The sequence below is a fragment of the Streptomyces sp. NBC_00190 genome (assembly GCF_036203305.1).
Taxonomy (GTDB): Bacteria; Actinomycetota; Actinomycetes; order Streptomycetales; family Streptomycetaceae; genus Streptomyces.
Window position 1 is genome coordinate 5,008,858 of sequence record NZ_CP108131.1, and the last position, 16,625, is coordinate 5,025,482.

The following is a 16,625-nucleotide window of genomic DNA, read 5'->3' on the forward strand; positions in this document are numbered from 1 at the left end:
ATGAGCCTGCGTTCCCGGGTCAACACCCCCGACGACCGGCACGGCCCGCGCGAGGACGGCCGGCTGGTCTCCTCGTACCGCGCGAAGCTGCTGGAGGAGATCGACCTCGCCGAGATGTCCGCGCTCGCGCCCGCCGAGCGACGGGCGCGCCTGGAGCGCGTACTCGGCCACATCATCAGCCGCGAAGGGCCGGTGCTCTCCACCGCCGAGCGCGCGCAGCTGATCCGTCGCGTCGTCGACGAGGCTCTCGGGCTCGGTGTGCTCGAACCGCTCCTCGAAGACCCCTCGATCTCCGAGATCATGGTCAACGGCCCCGACCAGATCTTCGTGGAGCGGTCCGGCCGCGTCGAGCAGCTCCCGCTGCGCTTCGCCTCGCACGAACAGCTGATGCAGACCATCGAGCGCATCGTCTCCACCGTCAACCGCCGGGTGGACGAGGCCAATCCGATGGTCGACGCCCGGCTGCCCAGCGGCGAACGCGTCAACGTGATCATCCCGCCGCTCTCCCTGACCGGCGCCACCCTCACGATCCGCCGCTTCCCGCGCGCCTTCACCCTGCACGAGATGATCGCGCTCGGCTCGCTCGACGAGCAGATGCTCCTGCTGCTGTCCGGCCTCGTGGCGGCCAAGATGAACCTGATCGTCTCCGGGGCCACCGGCACCGGCAAGACGACCCTCCTCAACGCCCTCTCCGGCCTGATCCCGGAGGGCGAGCGCATCATCACCATCGAGGACTCGGCCGAACTCCAGCTCCAGCAGGCCCACGTCATCCGCCTGGAGTCCCGCCCGGCGAACGTCGAGGGCAAGGGCCAGATCACCATCCGCGACCTCGTGCGCAACTCCTTGCGCATGCGCCCCGACCGCATCATCGTCGGCGAGGTGCGCGGCGGGGAGACGCTCGACATGCTCCAGGCGATGTCCACCGGTCACGACGGCTCCCTCGCCACCGTGCACGCCAACAGCTCCTCGGACGCCCTGATGCGCCTGCAGACCCTCGCCTCCATGTCGGAGGTCGAGATCCCCTTCGAGGCGCTCCAGGACCAGATCAACAGCGCCGTCAACGTCATCGTGCAGCTCACCCGCTTCGGCGACGGCTCGCGCCGCATCACGGAGATCTCCATCCTCGAATCGCACGGCCGCGAGCCCTTCCGGATCACGACGGTCTGCCGGTTCGTGGCCCAGCCGATGGGCGCGGACGGGAGGGTGTACGGCTTCTTCGAGTACTACCCGCTGCCCCGGCCCATCGCGGACCGGCTCTACATGAACAACCAGCCGATCCCGCAGGCCTTCGGGGTCGCGCTGCCGGACGACCCGCTCACGACCCCGCACATCACACGGACCGCCCTGTGAACGTAAGTATCCTCCTCACCCTCGGCGCCACGCTGCTGGCCTGCGTACTCGTGATCTTCGGCGTGCACGCGTACATGGCGGGCCGCGCGCAGCGGGCCGCCCTCATCGAACGCCTCTCGGCCACCGGCGCACCGCCCCCGGCGGGCAGGCGGCGCCGCTTCCCCGGGGTCGACCGGCGACTGAGGAAGACGGGGCTCGGCCGCCGCATCGAGATCAAGCTGGCGACGACGGGCCTGGACCTGACGCCGGGCGAGTTCTTCGTCTACATGCTGCTGGCGGTCGCAGGCGTCTGGCTGGTCGCGGCCTCCTTCCTGGCGCCGTTCTTCGGCCCGGTGGCGGGCCTGATCGGGTTGTGGGCGGCGAACGCCTTCCTCAACTGGCAGCGGACCCGCCGTACGGAGCGGTTCATCAACCAGCTCCCCGAGCTCGCCCGGATCCTCGCCAACGCCACCCAGGCCGGGCTGGCCCTGCGTACGGCCATCGGCATCGCGGCCGAGGAGCTGGAGGCCCCGGCGGGCGAGGAACTGGCGCGCGTCGCCGACCGCCTCGCCGTCGGCCACTCCATCGAGGACTCCCTGGGCGAACTGACCGAGCGGCTGCCTTCGCGCGAACTGGTCGTGCTGGTCTCCACGCTCGTCCTGTCCGCCCGTGCGGGCGGCACGATCGTGGAGAGCCTGCGCAACCTCACCGTGACGCTGGAGCAGCGCAAGGAGACCCGCCGGGAGATCCGTACGCAGCTGTCCCAGGTGACGGTGACGGCGTACCTGGTTCCGGCCATCGGCCTCGGTTCGCTGCTGCTGGTGGACATGATGATGCCGGGCGCGCTGGACCGGATGACGGGGGCCTTCATCGGGCAGACCGCGGTCCTGGTCGCGCTCGGGCTCTTCACGCTCGGCTTCGTCCTCATCCGCCGCCTGTCCAAGATCGACGTGTGAGGGGGCTGCCGGCGTGATCGCTCTACTCCTGGCCGTGCTCGTGGCGGTGTCCGTCTTCGGCGTCTTCCACGGTGTCCGGCTCTACCGGGCCGACGTCAAGCTGCCGACCGACCTCGCCCTCGCGCTGGAGGTCGGTGCCACCCGTACGACGGCGGTCGGTTCGCTCGTGGACCGGATGGGCATCCGCTGGGCGCCGCTGGTACTGCGCCTGATGGGCCCGAAACAGGTGGCCCGCAAGCGCCGCCAGATCGACATGGCGGGCAACCCGGCCGGCCTCACGATCGACCGTTACGCGGCCCGGCGCGCGGTGTACGGGCTGCTGGGCGCCCTCGGCGCCTTCTCGATGCTGATCAACGGGCAGCTCGTACCGGCCCTGCTGATGGTCGCCTTCGGCCTGTTCTGGATCGAGGTCGGGCTGTGGTCGGCGATCCGGGTCCGCCGCGACCACATCGAGCGGACCCTGCCGGACTTCCTGGACGTGCTCGCGGTGGTGGTGAGCGCCGGGCTCGGCTTCCGGCAGGCGCTGGACCGCGTGGCGCACAAGTACGAGGGCCCGTGGGCGGACGAGATCCGCATCACCCTGCAGCAGATGGACATGGGCGTGAGCCGCCGCCAGGCCTTCGACGAGCTGCGGCGGCGCAACGACAGCGAACAGGTCGCGCAGTTCGTGACGGCGTTGCAGCAGGGCGAGGAACTCGGCTCCCCGATCGTGGAGACCCTGATCGCGATCGCCGAGGACATGCGCCGCACGGACGCCCAGAACGCCCGCCGGCGCGCGGCCCGGGCCGTCCCGAAGGCGACGTTCGCGGTCACCATGTTCATGCTCCCGGGCACGCTCATCCTCCTGGTCTGCGGGTTCGTCTACGGGGCGAACGTCGACTTCGGCGCGATGCTGGGGGGTGGCTGAGCCGTGGCACCGGCACGACTGAGCGTGCTCATCGCGGATGACAACCCGGTGATCAGGGCGGGCCTGGCGGCCATCCTGTGCGAGGCCGAGGACATCGAGGTCATAGCGCAGGCGGCGGACGGCCGCGAGGCACTGAGCCTGACCCGCCGACATGCTCCGGACGTGATCCTGCTGGACGTCCGGATGCCGGGGGTGGACGGGATCTCCGCGCTGCCGCACCTGGTGCAGCTGGCTCCCGTACTGATGCTGACGTACAGCACGGAAGCCGAAATCGTCCGGGAGACCCTGCTGTTGGGGGCCGGCGGCTACCTGGTGCACGGCGAATTCACGGCCGACGTCCTGCTCAGCGCGATCCGCGACGCCCCCGAGGGCCGCCCCCACTTCACGCCGACGGCGGCGAGCGCACTGCTCGCCGAGCTGAGGTCCTCTTCGCAAGCGCAACGAACTGTGGCACCCTCTTCTGAGCGGATGAACAACTCTGTTGTCTTCGGGCTGAGTTCGCGGGAGGTGGAGGTCATGGAACTGATCGCATCCGGGATGAACAACCAGCAGATCGCCGCCACCTGCTTCATCAGCGAGAAGACGGTCAAGAACCACATCAACCGCATCTTCGCCAAGCTCCACAGCACCACCCGCAGCGAGGCCATAGCCCGCTGGCTGGGAACCGCCCGTCCAGGAGTGACCGGTCATGGGTAGACGGAGTGCGCAATGGGTCCGTATTTGGGCCCCGGGACCCTTGGTCACGAGAGGTAACTCACCGTACCGTCCGCAAATCGACACCGGTACCGGCCCGGGAGGGGACCCCCATGCTGCAGAACACCCTGGCAAGGATGCGGAAGCGCTACGCGGGCACAGGCACGAGGGATCGCGGCCAGACGGCGTTCGAATACCTGGGGATCATCCTGGTGGTGGTGGTCATCATCGGGGCGATCGTGGGTACGGGCATCGGCGCCAACATCACCTCCAAGATTGCGCAGCAAGTCGAGAGCATCACTGCCGGCAAGTGACCGCCAGGGCGGCCGACGACCGGGGGCAGGCCTTCCCCATCTACATCGTGGTGGTAGCGGGTCTGCTCTTCGCCGCCTTCGCGTTCTTCGTCGTGGGCATGGCCGGGGCTACCCGAAGCAACGCACAGGGCGCCGCTGATGCCGCAGCACTGGCTGCTGCCCGCGAAGCCAGGGACAACGTATTCCTGGGCCTCGACTTGCTTGATCTCAAGCCTGCCGACTGGGAGAAGATCGCCAACGGTGATCTGCTCGATGAGCGGGGCGCCTGCGGAAAGGCTGTCGAATTTGCCGCCTTGAACGATGCCACTGCGGAGTGCAAACCGGCGATCCCCGAGTTCACAGTCAGGGTCACGACCAAAGACACCGTCGGGATCTCGGTCGTTCCGGGGACCGGTGACATATCAGGCAAAGCCACAGCCAAGGCCCTGATCGAACCGCGATGCTCTCTGCGCTCGGCACCAATACCAGCTCCAACACCCACACCGGCACCGAGCCCAACGCTTTCGCCTGGGGAACGGAGTGTCACCTTCGTGTGCCGTGGGAAGACCCTCACGTTGGATCCCGCGAAACCAGGCCCTTTGTCCCAGCTGGCGAGGGCACTTTTCAACGTACGACTGGTCGACTGACAGCGAATGACAGACAAGGAAGCGGCGTAGATGAGCATGCGGCACATGGTGAAGGTCCGCGGTGGAGCGGCCGTTGTGGTTGCGGCGGTCTCAGCCCTCACGTTGGCCGGATGCGGTGGCGGAAGCGACGACAAGCCCAAGGCGAGTACTTCGCAGAAGCCTGCTGCGCAGCCCCAGGGAAGCGGCTCGTCGGCGCCAGTCGCGAACGAGACGTCGGCTCCCAAGCCTACGGAGGTGCTCGCGACCATGAACGGGGACACAGGCGTCGTTCTGACGATCAACTCGGCGGCGCGCGATACCGATGGATACCTGACTGTCAGCGGGCAGATCAAGAACACCGGTGGACAAGCGTTCGTCGCAACTGCGCCCTGGCGGGGCAATGAACTGACCTCCAGCGGGTCGTCCGTAGCAGGGGCCAGTCTGGTCGACAAGGCAGGCAAGAAGCGGTACCTCGTGCTGCGCGACACGGAAGGACGGTGCGCGTGCAGCACGGGAATCTCACGCATTGGTGCCGGGGAGTCGGTCGTTTTCTTCGCTCAGTTCCCCGCACCACCGGCAACGACCACCGAGGTCGAGTTCAGCCTTCCCACCTTCGCTACGGCCACCGTCAAAATCTCCGGGTGACCCCATGACTAAACGCCACCACATCTCTGCAACCACGGCCGTCATCGGTCTGGTCATTGCCGGTACGCATTTCGTCGGCGCGACCGGTGCCTACGCCGACGACGTCAAGCCGTCGACGCCCCCCGGCGTGGAGCCGTCCGCCTCTGCTCCCGTCATCGTCAATCCCAACTCCCCGGGGCTCAAGCTCCCCCAGGGGGGCACGCTGGCTCCTCCCAAAGTGCTCGACCTGGTTGAGGTCGTCGAAGACCTCGGTGGGGAGCAGCGGCGGCAGGAGACCAATCAGACCGTCATGATGGCGCTGCAGTCCGAGGTGCTGTTCCCCGAGAACAGCGCCGTCTTCAACGCGCAGGCGGCGGCCCGCATCCAGGCCATCGCCGGCGAGATCAACACGCAGAAGGCGACCCGCGTCCGCGTCTTCGGGTTCACCGACGACCAGGGCAGCTACGAGCACGGCAAGGAGCTGTCCAAGCAGCGCGCCGACGCGGTGCAGGCCGAGCTGGCCAAGACCGTCACCAACCCCGGCGTCGTCTTCGACGTCCGCGGGTACAGCGAGGACTACCCGATCGCCGACAACAGCACCGAGGAAGGCCGCAAGAAGAACCGCCGCGTCGAGATCACCTTCCCCCGCAGCGCGGGCAGCTGAATCTCAGTCGGCCGGGAGATGGCCGACCCTGCCTGCCTTGACGTCCCTTTGTGCGGGCTCTGCCCGGGCACGAGAGACCCGTAGTAGTCGCCGTTCGTCGCTCACGTTGACGACCAGTGGCTCGCTCGGCGGGGAGTCGGCAGGCTGTTCGTTCCAGTTCACAATCGCCAGGCCGCGTCCGGACCGGGCGACCTCCAGTTCGGCCAGTTCGGCGGGCGGCAGACCGAGCGCGCCGTAGGCGGACTGCCTGTGACCGTCCAGCCGTCCGCCGTGGCGGCCGGATCCGCGAGCGGATACGGAGTCCCCTGTCGGGCCGGCCCCGAACCACCGGAGTACCCCATCGACGCGGTCAGGAGTCGGCCGCGGCGATGTCGTTGGCGGTCCGTGCACGACAGCGTGCGACGAGCGCCGCGTCGAGGGCATGAGTACTCGCCCTCGACCGAGGCCTCATTGTCCGGGCCAGCCGGAATCCCGTCCCCTGGTGGTTTGTCATAGGTGGGTCACAGACGGCCCGTTGCTCGTTGCAGGAGCGATGTGAGTTGATAGAACTGGACATACTTACGATCGTTCGAGTGTGCGGGGGAGTGGGATGAAGTTCGACATGGGGACGCAGGTTCTGACGAGCCTGATGTCGGGGTCGCGGAATTCGAGTACGGACCTGGGAACGCTGATCAAGCTGCTGGTGGACGCGGCGCAGCCGCTGGAGGGCAAGTTCAACGGCCAGGGCAAGGTGGCGTTCGACTCGTTCAAGGCGCGTTCGGACGGCATCGCGAAGGAGCTCAACGCTTCGCTGGCCGCGATCCTGGGCGGTCAGTCGGGCATGGAGCGGGCCTTCGGTTCGGGTGACCAGGAGCAGGGCGAGAACGCGCGGCAGCAGCAGTCGGCGGCGAACTTCGACGCGGCCCGCTTCTCGGGTCGCTGATTCTTCTTCACGGGGAGTGTGGTTGTGATGGCTGGTGACAAGGACCGTCGTTCGTACGACGTGGGCGCCTCGACGGAGGCGCAGGGCAACATCAAGGTCGTGATCGGTCAGCTGGAGCAGGTGATCGCGGCGCGCGAGGCGCAGGTGGCGAAGGCGATGTCGGACTTCGCCGCGGATGGTGTGGCGGACGACTACCACGCCAAGGAAACGCGCTGGAAGAACGCCTCGCAGGAGGTCAAGAACATCATCCAGCTGCTGAATTCGACGCTGGAGAAGAACGACGGCACGGCGCAGCAGACGCTGCAGCGGGCGAAGGCCGCGGTCGACAACATCGGCTGAGCAGGATCGTTTTAGCGGGGCAGCGGGGCAGCGGGGCTGTATGGCAGCGGGCTACACGGGGGTGGGTCGTCGATGACGTCGTGGGACATCAAGCCGCAGGGTGTGCAGGGTCAGTTGAAGACCGTCGGCGGGAATGCCGGCGAGCTGGAGAAGGCCCTGAACTCCCTGATCACGAACATGTCGGAGGCGGCCCAGGCAGCGGGCACGGCCGTGCCCGGCTCGGCGGCCGAGACCAAGGTGCAAGGTCCGGTGGCGCCGGGCAAGCCTCCGCTGTCGCATAAGGCGATGGGCCCGGTCGCGGCCGCTCTGGGTACGTACCTGGAGGGCCGCAAGAAGGAACTGGAGTCGATGGCGCACCGCATCGAGGCCTGCATCCTCGGCGCGGTCAAGGCGACGAACGAGTACCTCGAAGGCGACCTGGACCAGGCCAAGGCCGCTCAGGACGCGGCAAGGGCCATGAACCTGGACGTCCTGCGCGAACAGCCGGGGGGGAAGAAGTGAGCGGCAACGCACCCGTCGATCCGGCCGAGATACCCGTCTTCACCGGCGATCTGGCGGTGCTGGACGCGAAGGTGAAGGAGATCTCGTCGGGCGGGGCGACGGTCTCCACGAAGGCCAGTGACGTCCACACCAGTTTCGGCGGGCTGCAGGCGTTCTACCAGGCGCCGGAGGCGGACCAGCTGTTCGCGACGACCAAGCCGGTCGCCGACCTCGGGCTGAAGCTGAGTTCCGACATGTGCACCATCGCGGGGGCGCTGGGTACGTACAGTCGCGATGTCGAACCGCTGGTGAAGAAGCTGGAGCACCTGAAGAAGGAAGCCGAAGCGTTTCGTTCGAAGGTGTCCGACGACAAGAAGTGGCGCGAGGACGGCGATCTGATCGAGGAGAACCTCGATCGCCGCAATGACATCGCCGAAGTGTGGGCGCAGTTCCAGGAGGTGGAACGCGCTGCTCACGCGAAGATCGTCGCTCTGGTGGGCGGGCCCGCCCTGAAGAAGGACGACGGCTCGCACGGCGAGGGCATGTACGGCTACGACGCCGAGGCCCTGAAGCAGTCGAAGTCGCTGCCGTGGGGTGACGCGGTGGAGGAGTCGGTGCCGTGGTGGCAGGTGTGGGAGCACGCCTACGACTTCGGCAAGGGCGTGATCGTCGACGGTGTGTGGGGCACGATCGTCGGCCTGGGCACGCTCGTCGGCTTCCAGGGCTGGGACGCGGCGGGTCAGGCCTGGACGGGCCTGGCGAAGCTGGCGACGGGCCTTGCGATCTCCACCCTGCCGATCGTGGGTCCGGCGTATCTGGCGGCCCCCGACGACAAGCTTCCGTCGTGGCTGCGTGATTCGCGTACGGCGATGAAGGAAACGGGCAAGGCGCTGCTGGCGTGGGACCAGTGGGGCTCGAACCCGTCGCGTGCGGCGGGTGCGGTCACCTTCAACGTGGTGACGACCGTGTTCACCGGCGGTGCGGGCGGTGCGGCGTCGGGTGCGGGCAAGGCGGGCGCGGTGGCCAAGGCGCTGTCGTTCGCGGGCAAGGCCGGGCGGGCCATCGACCCGATGACGTACGTCTTCAAGGGCGCGGGCGCGGGCATCTCGAAGATCGGCGACGTGATGGCCGGGCTGAAGGGCCTGGGCAAGATCGAGGTCCCGAACATCAACGTGGACGGCGCGATCGCCCTCCCCGAGGGTGCCGTCCATCTCCCCGACGGTGCGATCCACCTCCCCGAGGGCACCGCGATCCCGGACGGGGCGATCAAACTCCCGGACGGCAACATCAAGCTGCCCGAGGGCACGGTGCAGCTTCCCGAGGGCTCGGTGAAGCTCCCGGGCGACGGTCCGGCGCAGTTCATGGACCCCAAGGGCAACATCTACGACGACGCCGGCACGACCATCCAGAAGGCGGACCAGTCCCCGACGGACATCGTGGACACCCCGAAGGCGGACGTCCCGAAGGCGGACACCCCGGCCCCGGTCAAGGTCCCGGAGATGGCGGGCGTCGGCGGCCGCGGCGGCGACGACGCCATCCGCCTCGGCTCCGACATCTCGGACCCCCTCCACGTCCCGGACCACGTCCCGGCGGGCCACGTCCCGGACCACACCCCCGGCGGCCACGCCCCGGACAACATGCCGCGCAACAGCGTGGACACCCACGATCCGTCCGCCCCTGGCCCCCGCTCGGACACCCCGACCACGGGCGGCGGCCACACGGACACCCCGTCGACCGCGGGCCACACGGACGGCCCCGGCACAGGCGGCCACGGCGACGGCCCCGGCCACGGCGACGGCCCGTCCACGAACGGTGGAAACCCGGAAGCCCCGGGCGGCACCGGGCACACGGACGGCCCGTCCGCGGGGGACGGCCCGGAGACGCCAGGTGGCGGAGGTGGGACCGGCGACGGTCCCGGCAACGGCCCCGGGATGCCTGAGCAGCAGCCTCCGGTCATTCTGGAAGGCCCCCGGATCGGCCAGCAGCCCAGTGGTCCCATGGCCCCTGAGCGGGAGGTCGCCGTGACGGAGGCTCTCAAGAACGCAAAGGTTCCGCCGGTGGACCAGGGCCGCATGCTCGTGCAGCTGAAGAAGTCGGAATACGGGGCAGCAGTTGCGGAATACATCGCGAGCGGCCGATTTGCGGACACCCCCGGGTTCAAGAACCCTGAGGGCCTTCTGTTCCAGGTCAAGCAGAACGGCATGATTCCCGCTGTGCACCAGGCGCTGGAGTACGCTGCGGATCTCCAGTCCAAGGGAATCAAGAACATCGAGTTCGAGCTGAAGCTTCCCGCCCAGAAGCTCGACCTGGACGTGCTGGTCCGCACCCCCGACGGGCGCATCGAATTCGGCGCCCAGCTCAAGGACGTGGACAGCGTCGCGGGCATCAAGTCGGCAGTCAAGAAGATCGCGGAGAAGCAGCTCGGTGGGCCCGGAGTCGACGTCAAGCACGCGCTTCTGGATATCAGGGGGCTCAGGGGCGAGCTCACAGAGCGTGAAATCCAAACCGTCCAAAGGGCCGCTGACCGGAGCAACGCCTCCTTCGAGCTACGATTCGACGACGGGTCCGTCACCATATTTCCCACCAATGCCACCAAGCCGTAAGGAAGTCGATGTCGATGCTGATGCGCGCGCCGAAGGAGTGCGGCTCGTGGTTCTGGGACCTGGACGACGTGGCGGAGCCCGGTCTGGAGTCCGCTCTCAGAACCGCGGCGCGCATGGGTGCGGTGCTTCAGAAGCACGCTTTGCTGGAGCCGGCCTCACTTGAGTGGAACTGGTTCCAGGTCGGCAAGGGCGGCCTCGGCATCCACAGCCGCCTGGACCTCGGCGGGCGTTCCCTCGGTGATCCGGCACTGCCCGGTGCCCTCCGCGCCTGTCAGCCGGGCGGCCATCTGCAGGCAGAGATGGGCGGCATCCTCGTGTTGGGATCCGGAGCCTGGTTCGACGCGAGCGGAACACGCCACAACGAGTACCGCCTGGTCGAACTCATGGTGTCACCCGACGAGATCGGCCCTTCGGCCGAACTGTCCGTGTACCACGACGTATGGGGTCAGTGTGATTTCCGGGGCGAGCCGCACCCGGCCACCCATGCCAACAACGCGCCGCGGCTCGCGTCAGCCTTGCAGGAGCTCGACCAGTTGCTCGGGGTCGAGGCGGAGCCCGGCGAGCCGACGTACTACGGTCGAGCCGACGGCTACGGGCTCGGGGCTCCCGACATCATCGACGGGCGTGGGCCGGACCTCACCGATACCGTATTCGGGTAGGCGGCGGTATCCGTTTCAACGGCAACTGGCGGTGCTGGACAAGCAGGTGAAGGAGTCGGGATCCCCGACCGGAACCGGTTCGGAAGCCCGAACGGGGCCGTGGAGAATGGCGGCGGCCCCCGGCCACCCGGCCGACAGCGAGGCTCGACGCCGCCCGGCTGGTCGGTACCGAGTTCTACCACTCGGATCTGCAGGGGCCGACCTCGCCCGGGCGACCGCGGGGTAGACCTGCGTCTGATGGTCGGCGAGCACTCGGTGCCAGGCCGGTGTTGTGCCCTGCGCGACGTCGACACGAAGCCTCAATTGACCGGCTCCATGCCCGTGAGCCGATAGTTTCACGCCCATCCCGACAGAAGCGGAGGGGCCGGTGAAGCGGAGAGCCGCGTACGTGTGGTTCACGCCCGTGCTGCGCACGGTCACGGCTCTCCTGGGTGCGGCGTCATTCGGTGCAGGGGTGCTTGCGGTCTTCGCGACCCAGAACGGGACCGGCTCGGCGGCGCTGATCGTATTCGGGGGCGTCCTGCTTCTCCTCGCCCTGCTCGGCAGCCGCATCGAGAGCCTGGAGTTCGGCGGGGCCACGCTGAGGATGCGGGCCGACGCAGCGGAGAGGTTCGCATTGGCGGAGGAGTCCGAGCGCCAGGGAGACATCGCCACGGCCAACGAGCTGCGTGCAGAGGCGAGGACCCTGCTGGAGGCCGCGACACCCATTGCCGCCGACTACGGATCAGTACGCCGTTCGATGCGCCCCGGCGCCTCACGCACCCGGGCCATGGAAGAGGTGGTTGCCCGTGCGCGCCGCTTGGCGCAGGAGCGGTCCTTCGAGCCGGCCGAGGTCTTGCACTGGTTGCGGCACGGGACGGACGAGCAGCGCATCACCGCCTTGGCGATGATGCAGGCCCGCCCTGAACTGCGGAACTTCGAAGCCACCCTTGCCGCCATCACCGAGTCGCGCACTGCCTTCGAGCAGTACCACGCCCTACGGCTCGCGGCGCACATGGTCGACGTACTCGACCCGGAGCAGGCGAGGCGCCTGGCCGAAGCGGTGGAGGCGCAGCGCTTCGGGCCGGATGCGGATCGCAAGCTGCTCGGCGAGGAGATCTTGCGCAAGGTGCGCGGGCGCTCGCAGGAGCGGTGACAGCCCGGGTGTTCCGTATCGGCGTGTGCGGCCCGGCTACGGGATCAGGTGGTTGTAGATCTCGCTGACCTTCGTCTCGAACGGGGGTGTCCCGAGATCCTGCGCGGCGGGGATGAGCTTCTCCTCCGTGAAGCGCTGGAAGTCCGCCTCCGACTCCCACACGTCGATGACCTGCCAGCCGCCCCTCTCGCTGGGCGACGCGAAATGGGCGAGGAGTCCGGCGGGCGGGTTCGCGGGGTCCGGGAGCACGCGGTCGTGCATCGCCTGGTAGAGCTCCTGGGTCCAGTCCGCGCCCCGGTTGTAGACCAGAACGGCCATCTCGGTTCCTCGATTCCGTACGTCAAGGGGAGGGGGTCCTGCCTGCGACGCTACGTCCGGGAGTGGGCGTGAGCGAGCGGTGGCGGACCTCCCTGTGCCGTCTGCCCGTACGGCCGGCTGTTCGGCCTAGCGGGCGGACAGCAGCCGTCGTGCCATCTCGCCGGCCAGGTGGGCCGGTTCCGGGCCGGGGTCCAAGGCGGCGACCACGGTCGCACCCTCGACCAGGATCAGCAGTTGGTCCGCCAGGTCCGCGCGATCCGGGCCGGCCAGGTCGGCCAGCAGGGCCCGTAGCTCCGCCTTGTGGCGGCGTACGACGTCCAGTACCCCCGCGTGGGCGGCGCTGAGTTCCCCGAAGGCGTTCAGGAACGCGCAGCCCCGGAAGTCCGGCTCCGAGAACCAGTCCGCCAGCCAGCCGAAGACGGCCGCGACGGGATCAGCGGCTGCGGCCGGCGTCTTCACCGCTTCGCGCAAGCTCGTCATCCAGCGGCGGTCACGACGCTCCAGATATGCCGTGACGAGTGCTTCCTTCGCCGGGAAGATCCGGTAGAGCCGCTTGAGGGGGACCCCCGACCCGGCGCGGATGCGGTCCATGCCGACGGCCTGGATGCCCTCGGCGTAGAACAGCTCCTCCGCCGTGTCCAGGAGTCGGGTGCGGGCCTCTTCGTCGTCCATGGGGGCAGCGTAGTCCAGATCCGGTTGCACCGAGAACGGTCGTTCTCTAAAGTGAGAACGATCGTTCTCTGATTCGAGAACGGTCGTTCTTCCCGTCTGATCGCGAGAGGGTCCGTCATGAACGAAAGCGCTGTCCGCCCGCCGCTGCCGCCCTTCACCGAGGAATCGGCCCGGGCCAAGGTGCAGGCCGCCGAAGACGCCTGGAACAGCCGTGACCCCGAGCGCGTCGCCCTCGCGTACACGGAGGACTCGCGGTGGCGCAACCGCGACCGCTTCCTCACCGGCCGCGCCGAGATCCGCGACTTCCTCGCCGCGAAGTGGGAGCGCGAGCTCGACTACCGGCTCCGCAAGGAGCTCTGGGCATACACCGGCAACCGCATCTCCGTCCGCTTCGAGTACGAGTGGCACGACACCTCCGGCCAGTGGTGGCGCAGCCACGGCAACGAGCAGTGGGAGTTCACCCCGGACGGCCTGATGAGCCGCCGCGAGGCCAGCATCAACGACGTCCCGATCGCCGCCGAGGACCGCCGGCTCCGGTGATGCGGGCGCAGGGTCCTCCCGCCGCCGGGACCCGTGTCCGGCCCCGGCGGCGATCGGGACACGGGCCGGTCAGAAGGCGGCGAAGCCGGATCTGACCCGCGCGAAGCGGTTCATGCCCCGGATGCCCGGGGCGGAGGCGGGCACGGCGGAGTCCGAGAAGGCCGCGGTCGTGCCCAGCGTCCCTGCCAGGGCGAGCAGCTTCTCGATCGTCACCTGGTCGTCGACGAACTCGGGCGCGGGGACGGTCCGGTGGACCTGCTTGAGGACCTCGATGTGCTGCGTCAGACGCTGCCCGGCGGCATCGCGGTCGTTCTCGTACAGGTCGTCGAGCGCGTGGAAGGTGATCTCGCTCGTCCGCAGGCCCACCGCGTGTACCGTCACGGTCTCCTCCGCGAGCGTGGCCGCGTCCGACAGCACGATCTCCCGGCTGCGGTTCTCACGTGCCACGGTGTCCACGTACTGCACGGTCGCCGTACCGATCCCGCCCGCCGGTACGGAGCCTTCCGGCGCCTGGATCTCCAGTACCACCCAGTACGTCTCGCCGAAGGCCAGATCCGGGGCGAAGATCCGGATGCCCTTGTCTCCGGTGATCAGATCGGGCAGTACCTCGGTGCCGTACTCCTCCCGTGCGCGGCGGGCCGCGTCGCGGGACTCGCGGAACACCCGGGCCCGTACCCGCTGATCGGTGACCAGGTCATGCCCGTACAGGTGCCACACCGTCACCGCCGGGTCGATGTCGATCCGGAGCTGGATGTCGATCGCGGCGAGGTGGTCACGCCGCTCCAGGTCCTCCAGTAGTCCGGAGCGGACCTGTTCCGGGCGGGTGACGAAGGTGCAGTGGCCGCGGGCGGTCCCGGCGAGCGCCGAGAGTTCGGCCATCCGCGCGTCCGTGCCGAAGCCGAAGCACGAGAGGGTCAGGTCACCGCGCAGCCGGGCCGCGAGGTTCTTCCGGACGGTGGTCCAGTTCCGTTCGCCGGAGGTCGGGTCGCCGTCCGAGAAGAGGTAGAGCCGGTTGACGGTACGGCCGGCGCTCGCGCGGCGGCTGATCTCCGCGATGCCGTACTGCACGCCGAGCTGGATGTCGGTCCCGCCGTAGGCGGTCATGCCGGCCACGGTCGAGGCGAACCTCTCGGGCGGCAGCTCCTCCTTGCGGGTCGCCTGCAGGAGGGTGGACACATCGGTGGCGAAGGTGATGATGCCGAGCGAGTCCGTCGGCCGCAGCCGTTCGTAGATCTCCTGCAGCGCGGACTTGACCGTGTCGAGCTTCTCGCCCGCCATGGAGCTGCTCGTGTCCACGACGAAGACGAAGTTCACCGGCAGGGGTTCCTTCGCGGGCACGCCCGGCTGCGCCTCCGCACCCGCCTTCAGCGCGATTTCGACGAAGTGGGTGGTGTCCTCGTGGGCTTTGGAGTCGCCGGGTACCAGGGCGAGCCCGTGGCTGACGGCGAGCGCCTCGCCCTCGGGCGGGCCGGGGACCTGGTCGGTGCGGGCGGCCACGAAGTCGTCGAAGCGGATGTGGTCCTGTTCGATCAGCACACCGCTGTCGATGAGTTCGGTGACACCGACCACGGAGCGGGTCCCGTAGGCGCTGCGCCGACGGATGAACAGGCCGTCGTGGGGGAGGGGACGGCCGGGGGCGCGGGAGGGGAGCGGGGGAAGGTTGATGCCACGGACGAGACGGGCGGGGAAGGCGGGAGCCTGGGCTTGGCCGTAGGCCGGGGCGGTTTGCGGATCGCTCCTCGTCCATCGGTCCGCGCCACTGGCCGGGGCCGGTGACGCCGCGCGAGGGCTGGGACGCGAGGCGGCCCTCCTCCGATAGGCCTCGTGTTGGCCCTCCTCAAGCTCCTGGCGCTGCTGCTTGAGCCGCGCCACGAGCCGCCGGCGCTCGCGCATCTCCTCGTACAGCTCCTCGCGCCGTTCCTCGCTCAGCTCCTGCGCGTGGCGCAGCTCCCCCCCGAGGCGCAGCTCCTCGTCGCGCAGCTCCTCGTCGCGCAGCTCCTCGTCGCGCAGCTCCTCGCCCTGGTGGGACTCGTGCGGGCGCTCCGCGGGCCGGCGCTCACTGCCAGGCACTTCCTCCGGAGCGGGGTCGGTCCATGGCCGGGGCTCGGCTGCCCGCGGGCGCGGCATGTCCTCGGTTGCACGCGAGCTGCGCAGCTGCAACGCGGAGTGGATTACGCGCCCCTGGAGGAGCCACCTGCCTGCCGCGCCGATCCGGCCGGGCCTCCCCTCGGCGTCCGGGGCGAGGGCGAGGGCGTCAGGGTGGATCACGATCGTGGGTACCGTCCCCCTCGCCGGCCGCGAGAGCTCCTTCGCAATGAAGTCGAGGTGCGCCTGCCGGCTGTCGATGACCGTGCCCACGCGAAGCCCGCACCGCTGCGCGTACTCCTCGCACTCACGTGCCCGGCGGCCCCCGTCCGCGCTGGGCAGGCCCGGGAAGGGGGCGACGGTGAGGAGTACGGCCGTGCCGTCCGACCAGCGGTCGACGGCAGGCGACGGTGTGCCCCGGACGTCGCAGAGCCTGAGTGTGGCGCCCAGCCCGAGGAGCCCCTCAAGGAGGGTGTCGGCACTCATGAGCGCCTTCCGCAGCTCGTCGTGGTCGGTGATGGCCGGCTCGGCCACGACCACGCCGTCCGGTAAGTCTCTCAGTAGGTCGTCCGCCTCCTGCGGGGTGCGCGCGGTCCGGTCCAGCAGCGACAGTCCGCGCCGCGTCGCCCGGTGGCGGCACTCCCGCTCCTCCCGGCGGGAGGACAAGGACCAGAAGCGGCTCCTCCCCGCTCCGGCGAGGTACAGGACGGCGGGGGCGGGGGGCGTGGAGCCGCTGGGGTCTTGTGTCATGCGTGCTTTCTCCGATTCCTTCTCCGTGTC

The 16,625-nt window shown here is 69.0% G+C and carries 18 protein-coding genes; 15 read left to right on the top strand and 3 right to left on the bottom strand.

From position 1 onward, the window contains the following. From OG429_RS24290 to OG429_RS24355, 14 genes are all read left to right on the top strand, one after another. Complete coding sequence (locus OG429_RS24290; protein ID WP_328927378.1) at positions 1–1,350, top strand: CpaF family protein; 1,350 nt, start codon at positions 1–3, stop codon at positions 1,348–1,350. Then, entirely contained in the window at positions 1,347–2,285 is a 939-nt protein-coding gene (locus tag OG429_RS24295; RefSeq protein WP_328927379.1) for a type II secretion system F family protein, read from the top strand. Before OG429_RS24290 ends, OG429_RS24295 begins: the two co-directional genes overlap by 4 nt. A gap of 16 nt (positions 2,286–2,301) precedes the next feature. After that, on the top strand, positions 2,302–3,192 hold the full coding sequence (locus tag OG429_RS24300; RefSeq protein ID WP_328930399.1) for a DUF5936 domain-containing protein: 891 nt from the start codon (positions 2,302–2,304) through the stop codon (positions 3,190–3,192). Between the two features lie 3 nt (positions 3,193–3,195). After that, positions 3,196–3,888, top strand: a complete 693-nt coding sequence (locus OG429_RS24305) for a response regulator transcription factor (protein ID WP_328927380.1) — start codon at positions 3,196–3,198, stop codon at positions 3,886–3,888. A gap of 110 nt (positions 3,889–3,998) precedes the next feature. Then, on the top strand, positions 3,999–4,199 hold the full coding sequence (locus OG429_RS24310) for a hypothetical protein (protein ID WP_328927381.1): 201 nt from the start codon (positions 3,999–4,001) through the stop codon (positions 4,197–4,199). Then, the gene (locus OG429_RS24315; protein WP_328927382.1) at positions 4,196–4,825 is read left to right on the top strand and encodes a pilus assembly protein TadG-related protein; all 630 of its coding nucleotides are present in this window, start codon (positions 4,196–4,198) and stop codon (positions 4,823–4,825) included. The genes OG429_RS24310 and OG429_RS24315 overlap by 4 nt, the downstream gene beginning before the upstream one ends. Before the next feature lie 30 nt (positions 4,826–4,855). Then, positions 4,856–5,449: a hypothetical protein gene (locus OG429_RS24320; RefSeq protein ID WP_328927383.1), complete on the top strand. Its 594-nt coding sequence runs from the start codon at positions 4,856–4,858 to the stop codon at positions 5,447–5,449. Between the two features lie 4 nt (positions 5,450–5,453). Next, the gene (locus OG429_RS24325; protein WP_328927384.1) at positions 5,454–6,092 is read left to right on the top strand and encodes an OmpA family protein; all 639 of its coding nucleotides are present in this window, start codon (positions 5,454–5,456) and stop codon (positions 6,090–6,092) included. Between the two features lie 589 nt (positions 6,093–6,681). Further along, a complete protein-coding gene (locus OG429_RS24330; protein WP_328926890.1) occupies positions 6,682–7,014 on the top strand; it encodes a hypothetical protein in 333 nt (110 codons plus the stop codon). A gap of 27 nt (positions 7,015–7,041) precedes the next feature. After that, entirely contained in the window at positions 7,042–7,353 is a 312-nt protein-coding gene (locus OG429_RS24335; protein WP_328926889.1) for a pore-forming ESAT-6 family protein, read from the top strand. Between the two features lie 72 nt (positions 7,354–7,425). Then, a complete protein-coding gene (locus OG429_RS24340) occupies positions 7,426–7,854 on the top strand; it encodes a DUF6507 family protein (protein WP_328926888.1) in 429 nt (142 codons plus the stop codon). Next, positions 7,851–10,436: a hypothetical protein gene (locus OG429_RS24345; protein ID WP_328927385.1), complete on the top strand. Its 2,586-nt coding sequence runs from the start codon at positions 7,851–7,853 to the stop codon at positions 10,434–10,436. The genes OG429_RS24340 and OG429_RS24345 overlap by 4 nt, the downstream gene beginning before the upstream one ends. A gap of 14 nt (positions 10,437–10,450) precedes the next feature. Continuing rightward, on the top strand, positions 10,451–11,095 hold the full coding sequence (locus OG429_RS24350; RefSeq protein ID WP_328930400.1) for a hypothetical protein: 645 nt from the start codon (positions 10,451–10,453) through the stop codon (positions 11,093–11,095). Positions 11,096–11,498: 403 nt separating this feature from the next. After that, on the top strand, positions 11,499–12,230 hold the full coding sequence (locus OG429_RS24355) for a hypothetical protein (protein ID WP_328927386.1): 732 nt from the start codon (positions 11,499–11,501) through the stop codon (positions 12,228–12,230). 36 nt (positions 12,231–12,266) lie between these two features. On the opposite strand, the gene OG429_RS24360 is transcribed toward OG429_RS24355, so the two are convergent. Beyond that, entirely contained in the window at positions 12,267–12,548 is a 282-nt protein-coding gene (locus OG429_RS24360) for a hypothetical protein (RefSeq protein WP_328927387.1), read from the bottom strand. A 126-nt stretch (positions 12,549–12,674) separates the two neighbouring features. After that, positions 12,675–13,220 carry a TetR/AcrR family transcriptional regulator gene (locus tag OG429_RS24365; RefSeq protein WP_328927388.1) on the bottom strand — a complete coding sequence of 182 codons (546 nt, stop codon included), beginning with the start codon at positions 13,218–13,220 and terminating at the stop codon, positions 12,675–12,677. Between the two features lie 117 nt (positions 13,221–13,337). Here OG429_RS24365 and OG429_RS24370 point away from each other — a divergent pair, with 117 nt between their 5' ends. After that, positions 13,338–13,760 carry a nuclear transport factor 2 family protein gene (locus OG429_RS24370; protein WP_328927389.1) on the top strand — a complete coding sequence of 141 codons (423 nt, stop codon included), beginning with the start codon at positions 13,338–13,340 and terminating at the stop codon, positions 13,758–13,760. A gap of 69 nt (positions 13,761–13,829) precedes the next feature. Here the strand turns inward: OG429_RS24370 and OG429_RS24375 are convergent, their stop codons facing one another. Continuing rightward, positions 13,830–16,595, bottom strand: coding sequence for a VWA domain-containing protein (locus OG429_RS24375; RefSeq protein WP_328927390.1), 2,766 nt, complete (start codon positions 16,593–16,595; stop codon positions 13,830–13,832). Between the last annotated feature and the right edge of the window lie 30 nt (positions 16,596–16,625).